Below are 21,044 nucleotides of genomic sequence, written 5' to 3'. Positions count from 1 at the left end.
AAGTCATCTATCAAAGGTGACTTTTTGTTATGAATAGACTTGACCTTTCAAGGTTGTTTTACCTTGCGACAAAACTTGTCCTGTTTTTCCAATTATATCTACCGGCGTAGTATCTAAATCTTTTCCGCCAAACTTTTTAACACCTGCTGTAATAGTAAACCCTTGTGGTTTTCCGTCAACAATTTTTTGCAAATTAGCAAGCCATTTTTCAATTTGTCCGATTTTTGCTTCGTTATTGTAAGCACAATTCAAATAGTTCATCAATTTTTTATCAACAACAGAATGAACATCTTCACCATTTCTCATTTTTTGAACATATGAGTGAAGCATATTTTTATCTTCTTGAGAAGGAGCTTCTTTTAAGGCTTTTATCATTATTTGCCTTAATGATTTTTGAGTATTAGAGGTTGCCTCATCAATTTTTGCATCAAGAAAAGTTGAGATTTGAGAATTGAATGAAGAATCGTGTGCAGATGATTTTTTCAAACTAATAATGGAATCCAACTCCGACATGGATTTATTTAACTTTGTTAAAGGTGCTTGTTGAGCCGAATAGGTAGCTATTTTGTGATGACCTTCTTTGATATAAGGAGTTACGAAACTTTTGAGTTGTTTGTTATTTATAAGATTATCTCGTGCTTGAGAAGCCATTTTTTTAGCCTCAGCAACAGAAGTATTGGGCATTAATACCACAAATTCTTCACCACCAAAGCGATAAACATTTTTCCCCATTGGAGCAAAAACATTATTAACTTCAGAGCCAATAGTCTTTATGAACAAATCACCGGTATCATATCCTAATAAATCATTAACACCCTTAAAATTATCCATATCAAACATCGCAACAGTCAAATGACTACCGTTTTTCTTTAATTCTGAGATATGTTTTTGAATGTCAGAGAGCAAAGTTCTCTTATTTTTCAAACCTGTAAGGTGGTCGGTTTTTGCAATATTAAATACGGTATTCAAATCATCAATCAAATTCCCTTTTGATTTTTCGTTAAAAGCAATTAATATATTTTGCATAGCAGATTCTACAGCTTTTACACTATTTTGCCCAAAAGGAACTTTGTAATTATTTTTAGCACCTACACTTGAAGACTTTTGAAAAGTATCATATTGAATAGGTGTTAAAGTTGGTGACTTAATTCCATTATTAGATTTTTGTTTTACTTGAAACGGTTTTTTAATAGAAAAATCTGAAGATATGTTCATTTTATTATCTAAATTCATGTTAGTACATTAATTTCAATGGTGATAAAGGAGATAAATTGCGGAATAGTATTTTTGTTGTTAAGAAAATTAACAGAAATTAAAATGCAGTTGTGCTACCATTTTGTAATGCAGATATTTAAAAATTTTGTTGAACAATACAAGAAATACACAGTAGAATTACTAAAACTTGCAGCACCACTTGCTGTAGGGCATTTAGGCTTAATGCTAATAGGTGCGACAGACGTATTTGTTGCGGCTAAGCACAGCATTGAAACACTTGCAGCAATAAGTATAGCTAATTCTATAATTTTCACTATTTTCATTATGGGAATAGGACTTTTGGCAAGCATCTCTATAATGCTTTCAAACTATAGAGGGGCGAGAAAATTCACTAAAAAGTTTTTCCAAACAAGCATGTTTTATACACTTGTTTTGGCAACATTATTTTGCTTCATAACTTTGTCGATAATTCCATTTATAGACATTATGGGCTTTGCAACAAATCTTGTACCAATGATAAAACAATATATGTTTATAAGTGCTTTTTCATTTTTTGGAATGTATATTTACCAAGGCACAAAAGAATTTTTGCAAGCTCATGAAATAGTGCATTTTCCTAATATGATTTTGATAGGGGCTGTTTTCGTAAACTTAATTATGGATTTTGCTTTCGTCTTCGGAATTGGTCCAATACCATCAATGGGCGAAGTCGGTCTTGCCCTGTCGACCTTCATAGTAAGAACCCTTATGGGACTGGCAATGATTATATATTGCAGAAGACTTTTTGACTTCAAAACAAATATAAACCTTGATTTTGCAAAAAAACTTTTAAGAATAGGCTCACCAATAGGATTAGCACTGCTTTTGGAATTCTTCGCATTTAATCTTATTACAATACTCGTAGGCAGAGATGCAAGTATTTTAGCTGCGACACACAATATAATTACAACAATAACATCAAGCACATTTATGGTGCCGTTGGCAATTTCAAACGCAATTTCCATAAAAGTCGGATTTTGCAATGGAGCCAAAAATTACCCTGAAATAAGAAATTATTCCATTGCAGGAACAGTTATGGGCATTACAGTTATGGGATTATGTGCAGCTGCATTAATATCTTATCCTGCATTTTTCATAAAAATATTTACTCAATCAACTGAAATTTTAAAAATAGCAACACCTATCATAATAATTGCAGGCTTATTCCAAATATCAGACGGATTTCAAGTCACTGTCGGAGGAATTTTAAAAGGACTAAAAATGACCAAAACAGTATCTGTATGCGTGCTCGGAGGTTATTGGCTTGTAGGTCTTCCGCTTGGTATAATTCTTGCATATCCGTTTTGCTATTCTTTAAAAGGTTTTTGGATTGGACTTGCAGTTTCACTAACGCTCATCGGCCTTGTTGAGTCAATAATAGTAGCATTGAAATTCAAAAAAATTAAGGCAGAATATAAATGATAAAAAGAAAAATTGTAGCAGTTTTATCTATTTTTATAGTTTTGGTAACCGTTTTATTATGCAGTGCTGCATCAAAAAATCAAAATTCAGATATTGAAACCTTCTTGAAAACAGAAGACGGCATAAAAATAGCAATAAACCATTACAAAACGAACCACAATGAAGTTTTAATAATCGCCCCTGGGTGGTTTATGAGCAAAGACTCCAAAGCGTTTGCTGATATGTCTAAAGATTTCAGCAAATATTTTGATATCATAACAATGGATTTCAGAGGGCATTGCAAAAGTGGCGGAACCTTTACATTTACGAGCAAAGAACCGTTAGACTTAGAAACGGTTGTCCAATATGCAAAACCGAAATATAAAAAAGTCTATATTGCAGGATTTTCGCTTGGTGCAGCCACTACCGCAATCTACACCGCTCACAACAAAGATGTAGACAAATTAATTTTGGTTTCAGCACCTGTAAGTTTCGATAAAATAGAAAATGAAATGTGGCGAAAAGAAGCATATATCCCGACATTACAAAAATTCGAATTTAAAAGATGGTGCACTATTCGACCGGGAAAAATCTGGTTAAATAAAACAGCTCCTTTAAAAATAATAGATAGAATATCCCCTATTCCCATATTAATAATTGCAGGAGAAAACGACCCTACAATTCACCTTTGGCATTCAGAAATATTATATGATAAAGCCAATAACCCTAAAGATATATGGATTATAAAAAACGGTAATCACGCCGAAGATTTATACCTAAAAGACCCTAAATTATTTATAAAAAATTGCACACAATGGCTTAAATCATAAAATTTTGACTAAAAATATTTAAGCCAGTATGATAGTGAAAAAAAGGAGAAAGATATGAAAAAGATATTAGCTGTATTATTATTAGCAACAATTATTTCAACAACAACCACTGCCGCTTTTGCCGGAACCCACGGAAAAGACGGAAAAATCACAGGTAAAAGTGTAGGAGCAGGTGCTTTATCTCTACTCATCTGGCCAGGAATCGGGCAAGCTGTAAATGCCCAACAAGATGACAAAATTTTAACCCACGCTTTACTAGGTTTAACAGGTGTTTTCAGATTTTGGTCTTGCTATGACGCAGTTGTAGACAGAAACGGCGGAGTTTGGCACAACAGAATATAGTTGTAAAAATTTTCATTATAAAAAAGAGTTGCCACAAGCAACTCTTTTTAGTATGAACAAATAATTTAATTAAATATCAAATATATCAACAAATTTTGACTTCATAACATCAACAACACCCTTATCTGTTATTTTTAATTCAGGAATTACAGACAAGGATAAAAACGCCATAGACATAAAGGGGTCATCTAAACTGCAACCTATTTTTTTAGCCGATTCTTTGAGCTCATGGCATTTATCTAAAACGAACTCAAAAGTTTCATCAGACATCAAACCAGCAACCGGAAGAGGCAATGAAGAAATAACTTCGCCGTCTTTAACAATAACCTTTCCACCCTGATATTTAACCAACTCAACACCAGCCGCATGCATATCTGCGTCATTTGTGCCGATAATAATCATATTATGAGAGTCATGAGCCACAGTAGAAGCAATGGCACCGGATTTCAAGCCAAAGCCTTTAACAAAGCCTTTGCCGATATTTCCGCTTGCTCTATGTCTTTCAATTACAACAATTTTTAAAACATCGTCATCCAAATTTGCTTCTGCGTAATCATCAACCACCTTAATTTTTGCAACCGCAGATTTTGTAACCAACTGATTTGGAATGACTTCAATAGCTCTGACTTTGTCGCCTTCAGCAGGGATTTTAAAATCAGCAGGTTCAATCCATTTTACGTTTACAGAACCTCTTAAAGTAGGCAATTCAGGCTTGTGGGCTTGTTCAATCATTTTGCCCTCTTTTGCAACCATTATACCGCCCTTGAAAACCATTTTTGGTTTAAAAGATTTCAAATCTTCTAACACGACGAAATCCGCTTTATAGCCTGGAGCAATGGCACCTACGTCTTTTATGTCGAAATATTCTGCTGCGTTCAAACTAGCCATTTGAATAGCTTTAACAGGGGAAATTCCCGCAGCTACGCATCTTCGGACCATAGAATTGATATGTTCATAGAGTTCTGTAGGATGTCTATCGTCTGTAACAAAGAAGCATTTTCTGGTGTTAATTTTTTCAAGAATAGGGATTAATGCGTCCAAATCTTTAGCCGCAGACCCTTCTCTAACTTGAAGATACATACCTTTTCTTATTTTTTCAATAGCTTCAGCCGGATTAGTACATTCATGGTCAGATTTAATACCGGCAGCAACATAAGCACACAAATCTTTTCCTGAAAGCAGTGGTGCATGCCCGTCAATCCTTTTATTTTTTTTCTTACCTAAATCCAACTTAGCCATAACATTTTTATCCATAGACAAAACTCCGGGGAAATTCATCATTTCAGCAATACCGAGAACCCAAGGGCTGTCAATTAACAATGAGAGGTCATAAGCACTCAACTCAAAACCTGAAGTTTCAGAATTTGTAGCAGGTACGCACGAGGGCAACATGACAAATACACTTAGAGGAATACCCGAAACAGCCTCTTTCATAAAACTTATACCGTGCAAACCGAATACATTAGATATTTCATGGGGGTCAGAAACGACAGTAGTAGTACCAGCAGGGACGACAGCTCTTGCAAATTCTGAAGGCAACAACATTGAGCTTTCAATATGGACATGTCCGTCAATAAAAGAAGGAGAAACATAAGCCCCTCTAACATCAATTTCTTGAACACCTTCATAACCTTCGCCGATACCAGCGACGACGCCGTCAACAATAGCGATATCTGTATTATGGATTTCCTCCGAAAGTACATTAACCAATTTAGCGTTTTTGATTACCAAATCAGCTTTAGTGTCGCCTTTAGCAACTTTAATAACATCTTCAATTTGCATAACAATTCCTTAATTCATTAACAATAGTATTGACTAAATATAATAACATGAAAATGGTTATATATGAAGAATGGGGTAAGAAATGCCAAATATTAAGTTTTGTAAAAATAAATTAAAATGAAGTTTAATGCTTTATATCAAAGGGTTTAGCAGGAACCGAGAAAAATATCACAATATACAATTTATTTTTGTTTGTTTTTTACGTATAATGAATACCCCAACGAGACATTAAAATTAATAACACTAGCAAAAGGACATTTAGAGAACTATGAGAGTATCTCCTATTAGATTTCAAATAAATAATTTAGAAAAAAAAGGTAACGCAAGAGATTTTATCCCAAGCACTGTCAGATATAACCAACTTCACGATATGGAATTTGACATTATTGCAGAAAGAATAAGAGCAGAAAACCTTAAAAATCAAATGAATTTGAAACTCGCACAACTAAAACAAAGCATAAGTAAATTTATTAACGGAAATAACGGAAAAGCTTAAAATACTGGACAGTATTTGCGTTTTTAGCTACAATTAACGTGTATAAAAAACGGGAAAAGCCGACATTGAAACACATTGAAATTTACGACACAACACTTAGAGATGGTGCCCAATCAGAGGGTATAAATTTTTCAGCTTCAGACAAAATCAAAATCATAAAATTGCTTGATGAACTTGGCGTAACTTATATTGAAGCAGGATGGCCCGGTGCAAACCCAAAAGATATTGAGGTTTTTAATGAATTAAAAGACCTTAAACTTAAAAATGCAAAAATTACAGCTTTTGGTTGCACTCGAAAACCAAATAGCGACGCTAAAGAAGACTCTGTATTAAAAAAACTTTTAGAAGCTGATACAGATATTATTACAATTTTCGGTAAAACTTGGGACTTTCACGTAGAACACGCCTTAGGAACAACTTTAAGCGAAAATCTCGATATGATTCACGACAGCATTCTTTTTCTAAAAGGACAAGGGAAAAATGTTTTTTTTGACGCAGAACATTTTTTCGATGGATATAAAAACAACAGTGAATATGCTGTTAAAGCAATAAAAACAGCTAAAGAAGCAGGTGCTGAAAGAATCATACTTTGCGACACAAACGGTGGCTGCACTCATGGTGAAATATACAAAATAACAAAAGAAATAGTAAATATAATGCCTGAAACGCACTTTGGCATTCATGCACACAACGATGGAGATATGGCAGTTGCGAACTCAATAGCAGCAGCAGATGCCGGGGCTATTCAAATTCAAGGCACAATAAACGGATATGGCGAAAGATGCGGAAATGCTAATCTATGCTCTATTATCCCGAATATACAACTAAAAAAAGACTATAATGCTATCGGCGAAAATATAAAAAAACTCGTTTATGTTTCAAAATCAATTGCAGAAATCAGCAACTTTTCAACCCCAGTAAATGCTCCGTTTGTAGGGAATAGTGCATTTACACATAAAGCAGGAGTACACGCTAGTGGCGTCCGCAAAAACTCTCAAACATACGAACACATAAGCCCTGATTCTGTAGGAAATACAAGAAAAATATTGATAAGTGACCAGGCTGGTGCGGCTTCAATCAAAGAAAAAATTGACAATTTGAGAATAGTCAAAAACTTGAACGAAAAAGACATTCCTAAAATCATAGACAAAATAAAAAGACTTGAATGGAAAGGCTTTGCCTACGAAGGAGCAGAAGCTTCTTTCGAGCTTTTAATTATGAAAATACTTGAAAAGATGCCAACATATTTTGATATTTTAGGATTTAGAGTAATCGGCGACAACTCTGTTGACAACATCAAAGAATCTATTATCACCGAAGCTTCTGTAAAATTAAAAATAAAAAATGAAATTTTCCACACGGTATCAGAAGGCGAAGGTCCTGTAAACGCCCTCGACAAAGCGTTGAGAAAAGCATTGGCACCTATTTACCCTACTGTAAATAATTTCAGATTGAAAGATTTCAAAGTAAGAATTTTAGACAGCACTGATGGCACAGCAGCTCAAGTAAGAGTAAACATTGAGACAACTGACGGATACAACAAGTGGGATACAGTTGGAGTTAGTGAAAATATCATCGAAGCTTCATATATGGCAATTGTCGACAGTTTGCAATATGGATTAATTTTGAGCAGCAACAATTAAGTTTTGTAAAATTTTTAAAAACTAATTTTTAATATTGACCTAAACAAAAAAATCATTAATAAAAAATTGAGGTCGAAAGTAGGTGCAAAAATACATTTTTAGGATGTATAAATATTTTTGTTGATAAGTTATAATTTATGTAACAATTCGTAACGAAATAGGCTTAACCGCTAAAGTTTACGAGCAATTAGGTCGAATAACATAATAAGTAACAACAACAAAATGGAGAACAGCCACTATGGGAATGGCAGCATCACAAGCTAGATTCTTAGGTTTAACAGCAAGAAAAACCAACACAGAATATGAAGGACAACAAGTTAACCAACAACGTACAGCATTGGCTAACGAAAGTTCAGGCTTATTCAATAGAATGTTAGAACTACAAGTTCCGACACCTCCTGATTCATATAATTACTACAAAGACACTTATAAATTCGACTATGATGGCGATAACTATACTATTGTAAACATCTCTAATACTACTACTGACAACGTTTACAATATCAACACAAAATACAATCAAACAACAGCTATGGCTACTTATAAGCAAATTTCACAATTATATCTTGATTCATTGCCTGCAAACGCTAACAATGGTTCTATCTCAATAGGCGGTTCAACTTATGACTTGTACGCTTCAAAAAAGAACCCGACAATGGTTCAAAACTGGAATGATAATCATGAAAAACAAGAATGGTTAGATGAAAACACAATGTTCTATTCTTACGTCAATTCAGAAGGTGTTACAAACTACATTTCAGAAGACCAATTAAATAATAAAGAAGGCGAAACTATCAATAATGTAAGCGATTACTATAACGTTAACCAATCCGTCACAAAATACAAACAATTCGAAAATGTAAGTATGTATAAAGACGAAGATGGCAACTACTACAACGTTGTAATCACTGACGAAGACGGCAAAAAAACAAACTGCACAACAACATCAACAAGAGAAATGGATGATCAAGCATATGCTAGAGCAATGACTCAATACACAACTGCAAAAAACCAATACGACAAAGAAATTTCTGATATCAACGCTAAAACTGAAAACATCCAACAACAAGATAAAACTCTTGAATTAAGATTAAAACAATTAGATACAGAACAAAGTGCTCTTCAAACAGAACTTGAAGCAGTTTCTAAAGTTATCGAAAAGAACGTAGAATCAACATTCAAAACATTCGCATAATTCTTGCGAATGTTTTGATAGGGAAGAAATAAACACGGGTAAAGGGAAAAACAGATGAGTTACAAAAATGATAGTTATTTGGTAATATCCAATAAATTTGGAAGTGCCAGTTCTGATGCGAAAGCACAATTATTTGAAACTTACGATAGATTAAGGGACATAACTGTCAGTGGTTCAGCTTTAGACGGTGCAGGATTTGGTACAGCTGGCGGTTTTCTATGGCAATTAGCAAGATTGATTGCTCCAAGCTCATTTATGACAGCAATGGGCGGAAGTACAGCGATGAACATTGCCGGTACTTCATACTGGACACCAATGCAAGGCGGAAATGCGACTGTTGACGGCGGAAACTCAGCTTTTGGAATAGGCTCTATCGGCAACTACCCCGGATTTCCAAGTGGTGCAGCTCCTATTTCTTGGAGTTTTGGAAGTTCTTCTTCTGACGGATATGCGACAGGCGGTGCATCTGCTTTAACAGCAGCTTCAAGTATCGGTGGAATGGCAGGAGTTAACGCAGCAGCTTACGGTGCCGGATTAACGGCTGGCGTAGGTGCCGCTCCAAACTGGGTTTTACCGACAGCGGGTGTTATTTCCGGTTGGGGTGGTATTTTGCAAGCAATGTCACCTTACATGGGCACTTTCGGGCTGGGTGCAACTATTGCCGGTAACTTATTACAAGGCACAAGCAGTGCGGCTTTATCTGCTTACCAAAAAGTTACAAGTAACGTTTTATCAAATGCAGACGTAATATTAACAAACAAGGTTAAAAACATTGAAACAGTTGTAAAAATGTTGGATACGCAAGGAGATATCGTTAAGAAAATGCTTAAAGAATCTATTGAAGCTGACAGCAAATCTGTTCAAAACCTTTCATAGAGATAAAATTTATTTATTTACAAATAATATCCACAATTTCTTTTGCAGAATATATATCCTTTATTGGATATATTTTGCAGTTAAGAGTTTTTTCAACTTCAGTCGTAGTAAATCCGTCCAAAAACTCCTTCGTATAAGGTCTGAGCATTACAGATGGTATAATGACATTTTTGACATTCTTGTTTTTTAACGCATTGATTAAGTCGTTTGCAGTTATAAGCCCCGCAACACTGATATGCTCACCCCAAAATTCACTTTTTACGGGGATAACATTTGTAGAAACATTTTCAACCTTGTTTAAAGAATTTGAAATATAGCTCATTATGTCAAGTGCAGCAAAAGATGTAGCGAATGTAAATTCAGATTTTTGCTGCAATTTTTCAGGCAATTTTTTCGCTCTTTTGTCAAAATCATCTTTCAACAATCTGATAGCCCCGACTCCATCTTCTATTTGAGCAAAACCAGAATAGTAGTCTTTTTTAGGTATGTCAAACCCTGCTTTTAAAAAGAATTCATCAGAAGCACAGGCAAGATTTTTTTGAGCTTTTTTGTTGAAATTTTCAATTATATTTATAGTTTCAAGAGCACATTCATTGGAAACGGTTAGCATCGGCTCTTTGCGAAACTTTGTGACGCCTAATGGCACTATTGCTATTGATAATAAAATATCGGAGAGAGAATACAAATCATTCAAAGTCCTTTCAAGCTCAACGCCATCATTATATCCGGGGCATAAAACTATTTGCGTATGAATTGGAATATCAGCTTTTTGCAGCCACTTGAGCTCCTTCATTATATTTGCAGCATTCGGATTTCGAAGCATTTTAGCACGCAATTCGGGATTTGTTGTGTGAACAGAAACATACAAAGGTCCGAGGTGCATTTTTTGTATTCGTTTTTTATCTTCATCTTTTAAATTCGTCAAAGTAACGTAAGTGCCTTGCAAATAAGAAAGTCTGTAATCATCGTCTTTTATATATAAAGATTTACGCAAGCCTTTGGGTTGCTGGTCAACAAAGCAAAAAATACATTTATTTAAACAAGGTTTTATCTTATCAAAAATAGCGGACTCGAAGACTATACCCAAGTCTTCATCAAAATCTTTTTCAATCTCAAAGATTTCGATTTCACCATTTTGTCTACGCAACTCAATATCAACATTTTCAGCAGCCAAAAGATATTTGTAATCAATGTAATCAGAAGGAATAACGCCATTAATTTTCAATATTTCATCATTCTTTTTAAACTCTAAGTCTTTGGCGATAGAATTATTCAAGACCTCAGCAATTTTACCGCTCATTGTGTTCCTTTAGCATCAGAGCGTAATTTTTGAGAGTTTGGGCTTCTGCCAACGTTTTTTTAACGAGTTCTTTTTGATAAAAATCAAAACCGATATATTCATCAAGCAACTTATTTTCATTAAGTAGGTTATATCTGTCAATCACAGTAATCATGCCGTCTAAAAACTCATTACGTTCTTCTTTGGCTAAAAGTCCAATCGTCGCAAAGCGAGCTTGAATTTGAGCATAAAACAGGCATGGGTTTGTACTGCAATCGTGTTTAAACAATTCTCTAAAGAGTTTTTTTCCGTCTTGTGTAATAATATAATAGCTTGATTTTTTACCGCCTTCTGACATTTTGTCAGAAACAGAAACAGCATTTTTAGCTCTTAAACGTTTAAGAGCAGGGTGAATAGTCCCCAAGCTTGGTTTTGTAAAATTTCCGAATCTATCTATAATTTCTTTTCTAATAGAATAGATAGTCTTTTCACGATTATAAATAATATACAGAATAAGAATTTCAATCATAAAGACAGGATAGCACAAATCAGCCCGAAAAGTAAAATTGTGTAAAAGGTTTAAGCATTACAATCGTGCCTTTTTAAAACAAAATAAAGATTTTTTTCACGATTTATACATAAAATAAAAAAATGACTTGATTATCTGGCTATACTTGTGCAAAAATTGAATTAAGGAAATTTTGCAAAATGGAAGAAAATAATTTAGTTTATACCCTAGATGGAACCATCTACATAAATTTAACAAATATGTGCACAAATGATTGTGTATTTTGTATTCGAGCCATTAAAGATGACGTGGTCGGTGCAAATTTATTTTTAAAAGATGAAAAAATCACAACAGCACAGGTAATTGAACAACTTAAAAAGTTTGAAAAAGAAATGAGCACCGAAATTGTCTTCTGCGGCTACGGGGAACCGACTTTGAAACTTGATGTACTCAAAGAAGTCGCTCAATATATTAAAGACAATTATAAAAATGTTAAAATAAGAATTAATACGAACGGACAAGCTAATCTCGTTTACAAAAGGGATATTGTTCCTGAATTAAAAGGTCTTATTGACAAAGTTTCAATCAGCTTGAACGGAGAAAATGAAGCTGTTTACAATGAACTTTCTCAACCTAAAAACAAAAATTCTTATGAAGCTGTTAAAAATTTTATAAAAGAATGCGTTGAGTCAGGCATAGATACAACAGCAACAATTGTAACAGGCTATAAGCACTACAATGTTGACGTACAAAAATGCGAAGAAATAACAAAATCACTAGGTGCAAAATTCAGAGTCCGTGAATGGCTCGAATCTGGTTATTAACCATATAAACATAACTTAAGCGACTATCGCTATTAATAATAAAAGAAAGGTGAGAACATGCTAAAAGAACAACTAGACAAAATCATGCGTCCTAAAACAATTGCAGTAGTTGGTGCATCTACCAAAGAACATACAATTGGTTCTGACATCATGAAAAGATTGCAAGAATACAAATTTGAAGGAAAGATTTTCCCGATTAACCCAAAAGGTGGAGTTATTGAAGGAATTCAGGCTTATACTAGCGTTTTAGAAGTACCTGAATCAGTTGATTTAGCTATTATCGTTGTAAACGCAAAATTCGTACTTTCAACAATTGACCAATGTAATGAAAAAGGAATCAAAGGTCTTTGCATCATTACAGCAGGTTTCAAAGAAACAGGCAAAGAAGGTGCTGCTTTAGAACAACAAATGGCTGACAAATTAAAAGAATATGGCATGCGTTGCGTAGGTCCTAACTGCTTAGGCGTTGTAAACACAGCTCCTGACGTAAGAATGGACGGTTGTTTTGCTGAATCACTTCCCGAAAGAGGAAACATCGGTTTCGTATCTCAATCAGGTGCTCTCGGCGGCGGTATCTTAAATATATTAAAAGACTTGAACTTAGGTTTTGCTCAATTCATCTCTATCGGTAACCAAGCAGATGTAAACGCTGAAACTGCTCTTGAATACTGGGAAAACGAAGCAGATGTTGAACAAATTCTTCTATATATGGAATCAATCCAAAACCCTGCTAACTTCAGAAAATTAGCAACAAGAATATCAAAGAAAAAACCAATCCTAGCACTAAAAGCAGGCCGTTCAGCTGCAGGTGCTTCAGCAGCTTCATCACACACAGGCTCCTTAGCAGGTGCTGATAAAGCCGCTAACGCACTTCTTGGACAATCAGGTGTAATCAGAGAATATTCATTGAAAAACCTTTTTGCAACTGCAAAAGTATTTGCAACATCACCAATTCCAAAGGGTGACAGAGTTGCCATCATCACAAATTCAGGTGGTCCGGGAATCATGGCAACAGACGCAATTTGTGAACATGGAATGCAAATTGCAAAAATTTCAGACGCAACAAAAGACAAATTGAGAAGTTTCTTACCTTCTGCTGCTTCTGTTAAAAACCCTATCGATATGATTGCTTCAGCTCCTATCGAACACTACAAACAAACATTGGAAACAGTTATTGCTGATGAAAATGTTGATATGATTATCACAATCTACTTGCCATTCTTAGGTTTGAAAGATATTGATGTTGCTCAAGCTCTAATGGAAATAAAAGCAGAACATCCTGAAAAACCTGTTATCGGCGTATTTATGACAAAAAGCGAATTCTTTACCAAATTGTCAAACATGGACGTGAATATGCCATTCTTTATGTACGCAGAAGAAGCTGCAGACGGCTTATTCAGACTAAATCAACAAAGATTGTGGATGGAAAGACCGGAAGGAAAAACTCCATCTTATTCAGTTGACAAAGCTAAAGCTGAAAGCATAATGAAACAAGCTATTAAAGAAAACAGAGCACAATTAACAACTCGTGAATCAATAGATGTTTTAGACGCATACGGTATCAGAGTTTGTAAATCAGGTTTTGCTAAAACAGAAGATGAAGCTGTTACAATCGCAGATTCAATCGGATATCCGGTCGTAATGAAAATGACATCAAAAACTACTTCTCACAAAACAGATGTTGGTGGTGTAAGAGTAAATATCCAATCAGCAGAACAATTAAGAGCTGAATACCAAGATTTAATCGCTAAATTAAAAGAAAAAGGATTACTTGAAGGCTTGGAAGGCGTAATCATTCAAGAAATGGTTAAAGGTAACCGTGAAATGGTTTGCGGTATCGCAACAGACCCTCAATACGGTCCTATGATGATGTTCGGTCTTGGCGGTGTATTCATTGAAGTTATGAAAGACGTAACATTCAGAATTGCTCCATTGACAGATGTTGACGCTGAAGAAATGATTAAATCAGTTAAAGCATACAAATTGTTAGAAGGTGCTAGAGGCACAAAACCTGCTCAAATGACACAAATCCAAGAAACATTATTGAGATTATCTCAATTAGTTTCAGACTATAAATTCATCGACGAATTGGATATTAACCCATTGTTAATTTCTGAAAAAACCGGCGAAGGCATAGCTGTTGACGGCAGAATTAAAGTCAGAATGGAAGAAGCAAAAAAAGCTTTGAATTGTGACTGTGCTTGTTGCTCTTGTTAGACTTTAAAAGTCAATAAAAAGCAAACGAAAAGTTAAAAGGGTAACCCGAAAAGGGTTGCCCTTTATCTTAATTGTGTATATAGCGAGGTAAAAACGGCATCAATTCGCTATAATCAATAAACTTGTCATTATCATTTACATCCTGATAAGCAGGTTTTTCAAATTTAATTTTGTAATAATCATCAATAATTTTTTTTTGTCCCGCACCCATCTGATTTTGAACTTCTTGTTGAAGTTTAATATCTTTCAAAAGACACGCATAACCAGTTGGGCAATCAGCAAACACAACTGATAAATTAGTTGAGAAAGCGATAAAAGCCAATACTAATAAGCATTTTTTCATACTCCAAACACTCCAAACACATATAACACATGTATTGTGAATATTCTTGTAAAGATTTTCAATAGAAAAAAGCCTAAAGATATCCCGACTAGATTTTTTAATGTAAAATTAACATAAAGGATAAGATTTGAGGGAACTATGAAACTAAAAAATACAACATCAGACAGTGCTTTTAGTTATATATATTTATTTAAAAGAATATTCAAATATTTAAAGCCTCATATGGGTAGAATCATTCTAAACTTTATATTAGCAACAATAGTAGGCATGCTTGACGCAGTAATAGCTTGGTCACTAAAGCCTTATATTGATGAAGTTTTAATCAAAAAAAACATGCTCTTGGCATTTATAATACCGTTCGGAATAGTTTTATTTGCAGTCGGACAAGGCTGTATGAAATACTTAAACAATTATTTGACAGAATGGTGCGGACAAAAAATTACAAACGCTGTTAAATTTGATTTGTTCAAAAAATTAACAACAATGAGTCCAAAATTCTATGATGAAAACCAAACAGGCGATATTATACAAAGATATCTTGGAGATCCACAAACAGCGTCAACAGGCGTTTTGACAGAAACAAAAGAAATATTAACCACAGGAGTCGGTGCTATTTCATTAATCTTTGTATTATTATACAACTCTTGGAAGCTCGCACTCGTTGGTGTTGCAATACTTAGTTGCTCAGTTTTACCCGCAGCTTTAATCAGAAACAGAATAAAAAGAACATCAAATGCTTCAATAAAAGTTGGCGGAGATATCACTACAAACTTTAATGAAACATGCTTAGGAAACAAAATTGTAACATCATATAACTTGCAAGAACAAAGAAACAACAAATTTATCGACCAAATCAATGAAACATTCTATCTTTCAATGTCATTGATAAAACGTGCAGGTTGGATGTCACCTATGATGTACTTGATATCAGCAATAGGGCTTGCACTCGTCATGGGATACGGTACCTACCTTATTATTTCAGGTCAACTCTCAGTAGGTAGTATGACATCATTTGTAACTTCCTTATTACTTTTATACAAACCGGTTAAAAGTTTAGGCGAAACATTCACTGGAATTCAATCTATCTTTGTTGCAATGAGCAGAGTTTTTGAATTATTTGACTGCGAATCTGACATAAAAGACAAAGAGGGTGCTATTGATGTAAAAGAACTTAATGGCAGCGTCAAATTTGACCATGTAAATTTTGAATATTTAGAAAACCAACCAGTCCTTAAAGATTTATCAATAGAAGTTAAAAAAGGCGAGACTTTGGCACTTGTCGGCAACTCAGGTGGGGGAAAAAGTACAATTGCAAACCTTATACCGAGATTTTACGATATCAAATCAGGCAATATTACAATTGATGGACGAGATATTCGTGATATAAAACTAAAATCCTTGAGAAACTTAATTTCAGTTGTATTTCAAGACAACTTCCTATTTACAGGCACAATAAAAGATAATATCGTTATGGGAAACTTCAACGCAACTGATGCAGAAATTCAAAGAGCAATAACAGGAGCACACCTTGATGAATTTATAGGAACGCTTCCTGAAGGAATAGACACAGTTTTAGGAGAACGAGGAACAACCCTTTCAGGCGGTCAAAGACAACGTGTCGCAATCGCAAGAGCAATGGTAAAAGATGCTCCGATTGTAATCTTAGACGAAGCTACATCAGCCTTAGACAACAAATCAGAAAAGATTGTACAAAAAGCTTTAGACAACTTAATGGAAAATAAAACGGTTTTTGTAATAGCACATAGATTGTCAACAATCCAAAATGCTGATAGAATAGCAGTTATAAACGAGGGCGAACTCGCAGAACTCGGAAACCACAATGAACTTATGCAAATTGAAAACGGTATATACAGAAAGTTATACGAAATGCAATTCACAAAGGAAGACGCTGAAAAAATAGAAAATTCGTTAGTATAACTTTACAATGTAGATAAAGATAGCAACTTTTGTATTTAGGACACTTTATTAGAACATGCAAACACTACTCGAAAAAGAAAACAGTATTTATAATAAAATATCAAAGCCTGATTTTTCAACAAGAACGGGGAGAGAGTTCCTTGCATTCTTCCTACAAACAAAGTTTAAACAAATTTGTGCTTATGACAAAAAAGCTGACACGCCAATCCTAATGAATGTAAAATCCAATTTCATCAGCAAGTTCACAAAAAGGATTATCAACCATCCTGAGAAACGTATTCTCGTGGGAATTTGCGGCGAATCAGCAAGTGGGAAAACTACGATTTGCCAAAGAATTAAACATTCAACCGATAAACTTAATATGCCTGTGGAAATTTTGAGCTCTGATAACTATTTTAATGATATATCAGAGCTTATTCGTATTCATGGCTCGTTTGATAAACTTTTAGAATCCGGCTATGACGTTGATACTCCGGACAATTTCCAACTTGATTTGTTAAAAGAAGATTTAGCTGAATTGTCACAAGGCACAGATATTAAAATGCCTTCCTATATACCTGACGGAACAGGAAGAAGCTTGCCAAAATCAGTACCTGCAAAATCAGAAAAGATTGTGGTTGTAGAGGGTATCGTTACAATGCATGACTCTATCCGTGATTTATTTGACATAAAAGTATATGTGGATATTGACCGCTCTACTCAGGAAAAATGGTATGTTGAGCGTGCCGCATCAAGAAATCAAACTAAAGAAAACGCATTAAAACAATTATCCTACGTAAGAAGAATAGCGAAAGAATTTATACATCCGCAAAAAGAAAATGCAGATATAATTATCAATGGGACATCTTCGTTGGATTATTTTGAACAAATTATTGAATACATCCATACGATTACAAATTGTTTTCAAAATGTAGATTAGACTTGTTTCCATAGAGTCAAAATATTATCAACAATTTGATTTTCAGACAATTCATCTATATTAAACCAATTTATATCTTTGTTTGCTCTAAACCAGCTTAATTGACGTTTTGCATAGCGTCTTGTATTTTGCTTTATCAAATCTGTAGCCACAGCAAGTGGGCATTCATTATTAAAATATGGAAATAATTCTTGATAGCCTATTGTGTTATGAAAAAGGTCAAGATTTCCATATTTTTCAAGCAGATTTTTAGCTTCCTCAATCAAGCCTTTTTGAAGCATGATATCAACACGAACGTTAATTCTGTCATATAAAAAAGTTCTGTTTTTTGCATTCAACCCAATCCACAGAGTATCGAAATCGCCTTCTTTTTTACCTTGAGCCTCAGACATAGGTATTCCTAAAGAGATACAGACTTCTAATGCACGTATAATTTTAACTCGATTATTTTCATGGATTTTTGTTGCAATTGTTTTATCAAGTTCACAAAGTTGAGCATATAATTCCTCGTTTGATTTTTGATTAAGTCTTACTCTTAGTGCCTCATTAGGAGCAACTCGAGGAAGGTCATAATTTTCGAGCAATATCCTGAAATAGAGCCCTGTTCCGCCGGCGACAATTGGCGTTTTGCCTTTATCTATAATTGAAGCTACAGCTATTTTCGCGTCATCAGCAAACTCTGCAACTGTATAGTCTTCTGATGGGGACTTAATATCAACAAGATGATGCAAAATACCGTTTCTTTCCTCATTATCAGGCTTTGCTGTTGCAATGTTTAAATCTTTATAAATGAGCCTTGAATCAGCAGAAACGATTTCACCATCAAGCAACTCAGCAAGCTTAACAGCAAGTCCCGTTTTCCCCGATGCACTCGGACCCACAATCGCAATTATCTTTTGTTTTTTCTTCATAATATACAAATATTAGCATAACATGATACGACATATAAAAGAAAGTTATCAACAAAGCAATTACAGAAAGTATTATATTCGATACAGACAGTACATAAATAAAGGAAACAACAAAATTTACAACTGCCAAAAACATCAAAACACCTAACGAGCCGAGGAAATTTTTAAAGATAAAAACGACGTTATAGAAAAAAGCCAACAACGGATTTTTTGTTTTATAAAACAAAACAGGTGCAAAAAACATTGTTACAAAAGTAAAAATAACGCTCAAAAGAGATACATAAGCACTCCAGTAGAATATTTTTAATTGTTCGCCTTGCGGAAACTTGCCTGCGGCAATAGCCATTGTATCTTTAGTATCAACACTTAATATTTTGATAAAATCAGCAACTTTGTCCAAAGAGCCAATATAATGCACACCTATTTTATAGGCAAAGAAAGCGAAAATAGAAACAAGTATCATATAAACAACAATCATTCCCATCGTAGATAAGAAATAATCACCAACACCTGTAAAGAACTGTTTCAACAAATCTAGTTGAGCAAGCCCTTTTTCTTCGGGAGTTTCATAGACCTTACCTTTCATGGCGACGGCAAGTTTCATATTATAGAACCATCCAGCCAAAAATGCAGCGGTAAAAGCGAATGTTATAACTACCGCAATAAGAGATGGAACGGATTGTTGAACACTTAATCTTATAGGCTGAGCGACAAAGCCGACCAACAACAAGAACAAAATCAATGGTTGAACAACAATCAAATTGTCTTTTAAAATAATAAACGCATCTTTAATCGATTTAATCATAATGCCAAGATTATAACACAAAATTGAAAACAAAATACTAGCTAAAGGGATAAACAGCTCGCAACAAAAAGTAATAAATTATTGCATTTAAGGATAAAGGAGCGTGTTTTTGATAGAATATATAAATGTAAACACATAATATTAGGAAAATGGGGATGAAGGAAAGAGTAGTTTTACTTACAATAATAAGCTGTTTATGGGTATTTTTGTTTATATTCCAAAATTACATGGATACTTTTTGGGCAATTATCACCTTAATGATATTCATGGTGCTTTATACAATTTATATGCAAATTGCATTCAAGCACCAAATGAGAAAACAAAGAAAGAACCCACCTATTATTAATAAAAATTATAAACCCTTTGTAACCATTATGATACCGGCTCACAATGAAGCAACTGTTATTGATAAAACTGTCGAAAATGTTTTAAAAATGGATTACGAGCACTTCGAAATAATCGTAATTGACGACAGGAGTACAGATAACACTGCTGAAATAGTAAAAAGTTTAAGTGAAAAATATGATAATGTTAAATCATTAATCAGAAGAATGGATGCATTTCCAGGCAAATCAGCTGTGTTGAATGATGCATTAAAGATTGCAGAAGGCGAAGCAATACTTGTTTTTGACGCAGATGCAAGAACTAATTCTGACTTTTTAAAAAACTTGCTACCCGCTCTTGAACCGCAAGACGTTGGAGCTGTCCAAGCAAGAAAAGTTATTATAAACAGAGATTATAACTTTTTAACCAGATGTCAAGACAACGAAATGTCGCTTGATACCCACTTCCAAGTAGGTCGTGACGCTGTTAAAGGGGCAGTAGAACTAAGAGGGAACGGCGAGTTAATAAAAAGAACTGCTCTAAATGACATCGGCGGTTGGAATAACTATACAATTACAGACGACTTGGATATGTCAACAAGAATGCACATAAAAGGCTGGGACGTACGTTTTTGTCCGAATGTGTGCGTTTATGAAGAAGGCGTTTTAAAATATATACCGCTTGTTAAACAAAGAAGACGCTGGATAGAAGGAAGTATTAGACGTTACCTTGAACATTTTATGAGCGTTTTAACCTCAAAAGATGTATCAAAACGTGTAGCCCTAGATATGACAGCATATATTTCAGAATTTATTTTACCTTTCTGGTTAATGTCTGAAATCACATTCCAAGTTTTTAGATTTGTAAAAGGATACGGAAATCAGGTAATGTCATCAATGACATTGGCGGCAATTATGTGCGTATTCTTCATTTGTGCATTTGCATATAGCTTGAAAAAATACAATAAGTTAAATATTTTTGAAACAATTAAACAATCTGTTGAAACTTGTGTTTATCTTGTTGTATTATGGTTCCCGGTAGTAGTCTTTATCGTATTCAAAATAATATTCGGAAAGAAGACTATGGACTGGGGAAAAACAGCACACGGAGTTTTAACGCCTGTCGCAGCAGACAAAAAAGAAGATGTTACTGTATAA

At 34.4% G+C, this 21,044-nt stretch carries 19 protein-coding genes; 12 read left to right on the top strand and 7 right to left on the bottom strand.

Annotation, left to right across the window (positions count from 1 at the left end; all coding sequences use genetic code 11):
• Positions 1–27 precede the first annotated feature (27 nt).
• Complete coding sequence (locus PHV37_02335; protein MDD3236920.1) at positions 28–1,215, bottom strand: GGDEF domain-containing protein; 1,188 nt, start codon at positions 1,213–1,215, stop codon at positions 28–30.
• Positions 1,216–1,341: 126 nt separating this feature from the next.
• Between PHV37_02335 and PHV37_02330 the strand changes: the two genes are divergently transcribed.
• From PHV37_02330 to PHV37_02320, 3 genes are read left to right on the top strand one after another with little or no spacing between them, the layout of a single operon-like run.
• Positions 1,342–2,676: an MATE family efflux transporter gene (locus PHV37_02330; protein ID MDD3236919.1), complete on the top strand. Its 1,335-nt coding sequence runs from the start codon at positions 1,342–1,344 to the stop codon at positions 2,674–2,676.
• On the top strand, positions 2,673–3,485 hold the full coding sequence (locus PHV37_02325) for an alpha/beta hydrolase (GenBank protein ID MDD3236918.1): 813 nt from the start codon (positions 2,673–2,675) through the stop codon (positions 3,483–3,485). The genes PHV37_02330 and PHV37_02325 overlap by 4 nt, the downstream gene beginning before the upstream one ends.
• A 54-nt stretch (positions 3,486–3,539) precedes the next feature.
• Positions 3,540–3,827 (top strand): hypothetical protein, encoded by a 288-nt coding sequence (locus tag PHV37_02320; protein ID MDD3236917.1) that lies wholly within the window; start codon positions 3,540–3,542, stop codon positions 3,825–3,827.
• Between the two features lie 69 nt (positions 3,828–3,896).
• On the opposite strand, the gene ade is transcribed toward PHV37_02320, so the two are convergent.
• Entirely contained in the window at positions 3,897–5,609 is a 1,713-nt protein-coding gene (gene ade / locus PHV37_02315) for an adenine deaminase (protein MDD3236916.1), read from the bottom strand.
• Between the two features lie 268 nt (positions 5,610–5,877).
• Here ade and PHV37_02310 point away from each other — a divergent pair, with 268 nt between their 5' ends.
• The 4 genes from PHV37_02310 to PHV37_02295 all read left to right on the top strand — a co-directional run bounded on the left by PHV37_02310 (position 5,878) and on the right by PHV37_02295 (position 9,819).
• Entirely contained in the window at positions 5,878–6,105 is a 228-nt protein-coding gene (locus PHV37_02310) for a hypothetical protein (GenBank protein MDD3236915.1), read from the top strand.
• A gap of 65 nt (positions 6,106–6,170) precedes the next feature.
• On the top strand, positions 6,171–7,748 hold the full coding sequence (gene cimA / locus PHV37_02305; GenBank protein MDD3236914.1) for a citramalate synthase: 1,578 nt from the start codon (positions 6,171–6,173) through the stop codon (positions 7,746–7,748).
• A gap of 238 nt (positions 7,749–7,986) precedes the next feature.
• The gene (locus PHV37_02300) at positions 7,987–8,943 is read left to right on the top strand and encodes a hypothetical protein (protein MDD3236913.1); all 957 of its coding nucleotides are present in this window, start codon (positions 7,987–7,989) and stop codon (positions 8,941–8,943) included.
• A gap of 54 nt (positions 8,944–8,997) precedes the next feature.
• Entirely contained in the window at positions 8,998–9,819 is an 822-nt protein-coding gene (locus tag PHV37_02295; GenBank protein MDD3236912.1) for a hypothetical protein, read from the top strand.
• Between the two features lie 13 nt (positions 9,820–9,832).
• Here the strand turns inward: PHV37_02295 and PHV37_02290 are convergent, their stop codons facing one another.
• A complete protein-coding gene (locus PHV37_02290; protein MDD3236911.1) occupies positions 9,833–11,119 on the bottom strand; it encodes a DUF512 domain-containing protein in 1,287 nt (428 codons plus the stop codon).
• Positions 11,109–11,627 (bottom strand): PadR family transcriptional regulator, encoded by a 519-nt coding sequence (locus PHV37_02285; protein MDD3236910.1) that lies wholly within the window; start codon positions 11,625–11,627, stop codon positions 11,109–11,111. Before PHV37_02285 ends, PHV37_02290 begins: the two co-directional genes overlap by 11 nt.
• A gap of 179 nt (positions 11,628–11,806) precedes the next feature.
• On the opposite strand from PHV37_02285, the gene PHV37_02280 reads away from it, so the two are divergent.
• Both PHV37_02280 and PHV37_02275 read left to right on the top strand, forming a co-directional pair.
• Positions 11,807–12,430 (top strand): TatD family nuclease-associated radical SAM protein, encoded by a 624-nt coding sequence (locus PHV37_02280; protein MDD3236909.1) that lies wholly within the window; start codon positions 11,807–11,809, stop codon positions 12,428–12,430.
• 57 nt (positions 12,431–12,487) lie between these two features.
• Positions 12,488–14,647: an acetate--CoA ligase family protein gene (locus PHV37_02275; GenBank protein MDD3236908.1), complete on the top strand. Its 2,160-nt coding sequence runs from the start codon at positions 12,488–12,490 to the stop codon at positions 14,645–14,647.
• Positions 14,648–14,714: 67 nt separating this feature from the next.
• Here the strand turns inward: PHV37_02275 and PHV37_02270 are convergent, their stop codons facing one another.
• The gene (locus PHV37_02270) at positions 14,715–14,990 is read right to left on the bottom strand and encodes a hypothetical protein (GenBank protein MDD3236907.1); all 276 of its coding nucleotides are present in this window, start codon (positions 14,988–14,990) and stop codon (positions 14,715–14,717) included.
• Positions 14,991–15,128: 138 nt separating this feature from the next.
• Between PHV37_02270 and PHV37_02265 the strand changes: the two genes are divergently transcribed.
• Together PHV37_02265 and PHV37_02260 are read left to right on the top strand one after the other, a co-directional pair.
• The gene (locus PHV37_02265) at positions 15,129–16,928 is read left to right on the top strand and encodes an ABC transporter ATP-binding protein (protein ID MDD3236906.1); all 1,800 of its coding nucleotides are present in this window, start codon (positions 15,129–15,131) and stop codon (positions 16,926–16,928) included.
• A 55-nt stretch (positions 16,929–16,983) separates the two neighbouring features.
• Positions 16,984–17,847 (top strand): hypothetical protein, encoded by an 864-nt coding sequence (locus PHV37_02260; protein ID MDD3236905.1) that lies wholly within the window; start codon positions 16,984–16,986, stop codon positions 17,845–17,847.
• Here the strand turns inward: PHV37_02260 and miaA are convergent.
• Positions 17,844–18,758, bottom strand: a complete 915-nt coding sequence (gene miaA, locus PHV37_02255) for a tRNA (adenosine(37)-N6)-dimethylallyltransferase MiaA (protein MDD3236904.1) — start codon at positions 18,756–18,758, stop codon at positions 17,844–17,846. The two genes, PHV37_02260 and miaA, sit on opposite strands and share 4 nt — an antisense overlap.
• Positions 18,688–19,563 carry a hypothetical protein gene (locus PHV37_02250; protein ID MDD3236903.1) on the bottom strand — a complete coding sequence of 292 codons (876 nt, stop codon included), beginning with the start codon at positions 19,561–19,563 and terminating at the stop codon, positions 18,688–18,690. The genes miaA and PHV37_02250 overlap by 71 nt, the downstream gene beginning before the upstream one ends.
• A gap of 287 nt (positions 19,564–19,850) precedes the next feature.
• Here PHV37_02250 and PHV37_02245 point away from each other — a divergent pair, with 287 nt between their 5' ends.
• The gene (locus PHV37_02245; protein MDD3236902.1) at positions 19,851–21,044 is read left to right on the top strand and encodes a glycosyltransferase family 2 protein; all 1,194 of its coding nucleotides are present in this window, start codon (positions 19,851–19,853) and stop codon (positions 21,042–21,044) included.

It is taken from the genome of Candidatus Gastranaerophilales bacterium, assembly GCA_028693235.1.
Taxonomy (GTDB): domain Bacteria; phylum Cyanobacteriota; class Vampirovibrionia; order Gastranaerophilales; family Gastranaerophilaceae; genus JAQUVW01.
This window is presented reverse-complemented; position numbering and strand designations above follow the sequence as displayed.

Bases quoted from the DNA above. Each gene is read 5' to 3' on its own strand.
- PHV37_02265 (MDD3236906.1), top strand. From the start codon at position 15,129: ATGAAACTAAAAAATACAACATCAGACAGTGCTTTTAGTTATATATAT.
- PHV37_02325 (MDD3236918.1), top strand. From the start codon at position 2,673: ATGATAAAAAGAAAAATTGTAGCAGTTTTATCTATTTTTATAGTTTTG.
- PHV37_02275 (MDD3236908.1), top strand. From the start codon at position 12,488: ATGCTAAAAGAACAACTAGACAAAATCATGCGTCCTAAAACAATTGCA.
- PHV37_02280 (MDD3236909.1), top strand. From the start codon at position 11,807: ATGGAAGAAAATAATTTAGTTTATACCCTAGATGGAACCATCTACATA.
- PHV37_02310 (MDD3236915.1), top strand. From the start codon at position 5,878: ATGAGAGTATCTCCTATTAGATTTCAAATAAATAATTTAGAAAAAAAA.
- PHV37_02285 (MDD3236910.1), bottom strand. From the start codon at position 11,627: ATGATTGAAATTCTTATTCTGTATATTATTTATAATCGTGAAAAGACT.
- PHV37_02300 (MDD3236913.1), top strand. From the start codon at position 7,987: ATGGGAATGGCAGCATCACAAGCTAGATTCTTAGGTTTAACAGCAAGA.
- PHV37_02270 (MDD3236907.1), bottom strand. From the start codon at position 14,990: ATGAAAAAATGCTTATTAGTATTGGCTTTTATCGCTTTCTCAACTAAT.
- ade (MDD3236916.1), bottom strand. From the start codon at position 5,609: ATGCAAATTGAAGATGTTATTAAAGTTGCTAAAGGCGACACTAAAGCT.
- PHV37_02330 (MDD3236919.1), top strand. From the start codon at position 1,342: ATGCAGATATTTAAAAATTTTGTTGAACAATACAAGAAATACACAGTA.
- miaA (MDD3236904.1), bottom strand. From the start codon at position 18,758: ATGAAGAAAAAACAAAAGATAATTGCGATTGTGGGTCCGAGTGCATCG.
- PHV37_02260 (MDD3236905.1), top strand. From the start codon at position 16,984: ATGCAAACACTACTCGAAAAAGAAAACAGTATTTATAATAAAATATCA.
- PHV37_02290 (MDD3236911.1), bottom strand. From the start codon at position 11,119: ATGAGCGGTAAAATTGCTGAGGTCTTGAATAATTCTATCGCCAAAGAC.
- PHV37_02335 (MDD3236920.1), bottom strand. From the start codon at position 1,215: ATGAACATATCTTCAGATTTTTCTATTAAAAAACCGTTTCAAGTAAAA.
- PHV37_02245 (MDD3236902.1), top strand. From the start codon at position 19,851: ATGCAAATTGCATTCAAGCACCAAATGAGAAAACAAAGAAAGAACCCA.
- PHV37_02320 (MDD3236917.1), top strand. From the start codon at position 3,540: ATGAAAAAGATATTAGCTGTATTATTATTAGCAACAATTATTTCAACA.
- PHV37_02295 (MDD3236912.1), top strand. From the start codon at position 8,998: ATGAGTTACAAAAATGATAGTTATTTGGTAATATCCAATAAATTTGGA.
- PHV37_02250 (MDD3236903.1), bottom strand. From the start codon at position 19,563: ATGATTAAATCGATTAAAGATGCGTTTATTATTTTAAAAGACAATTTG.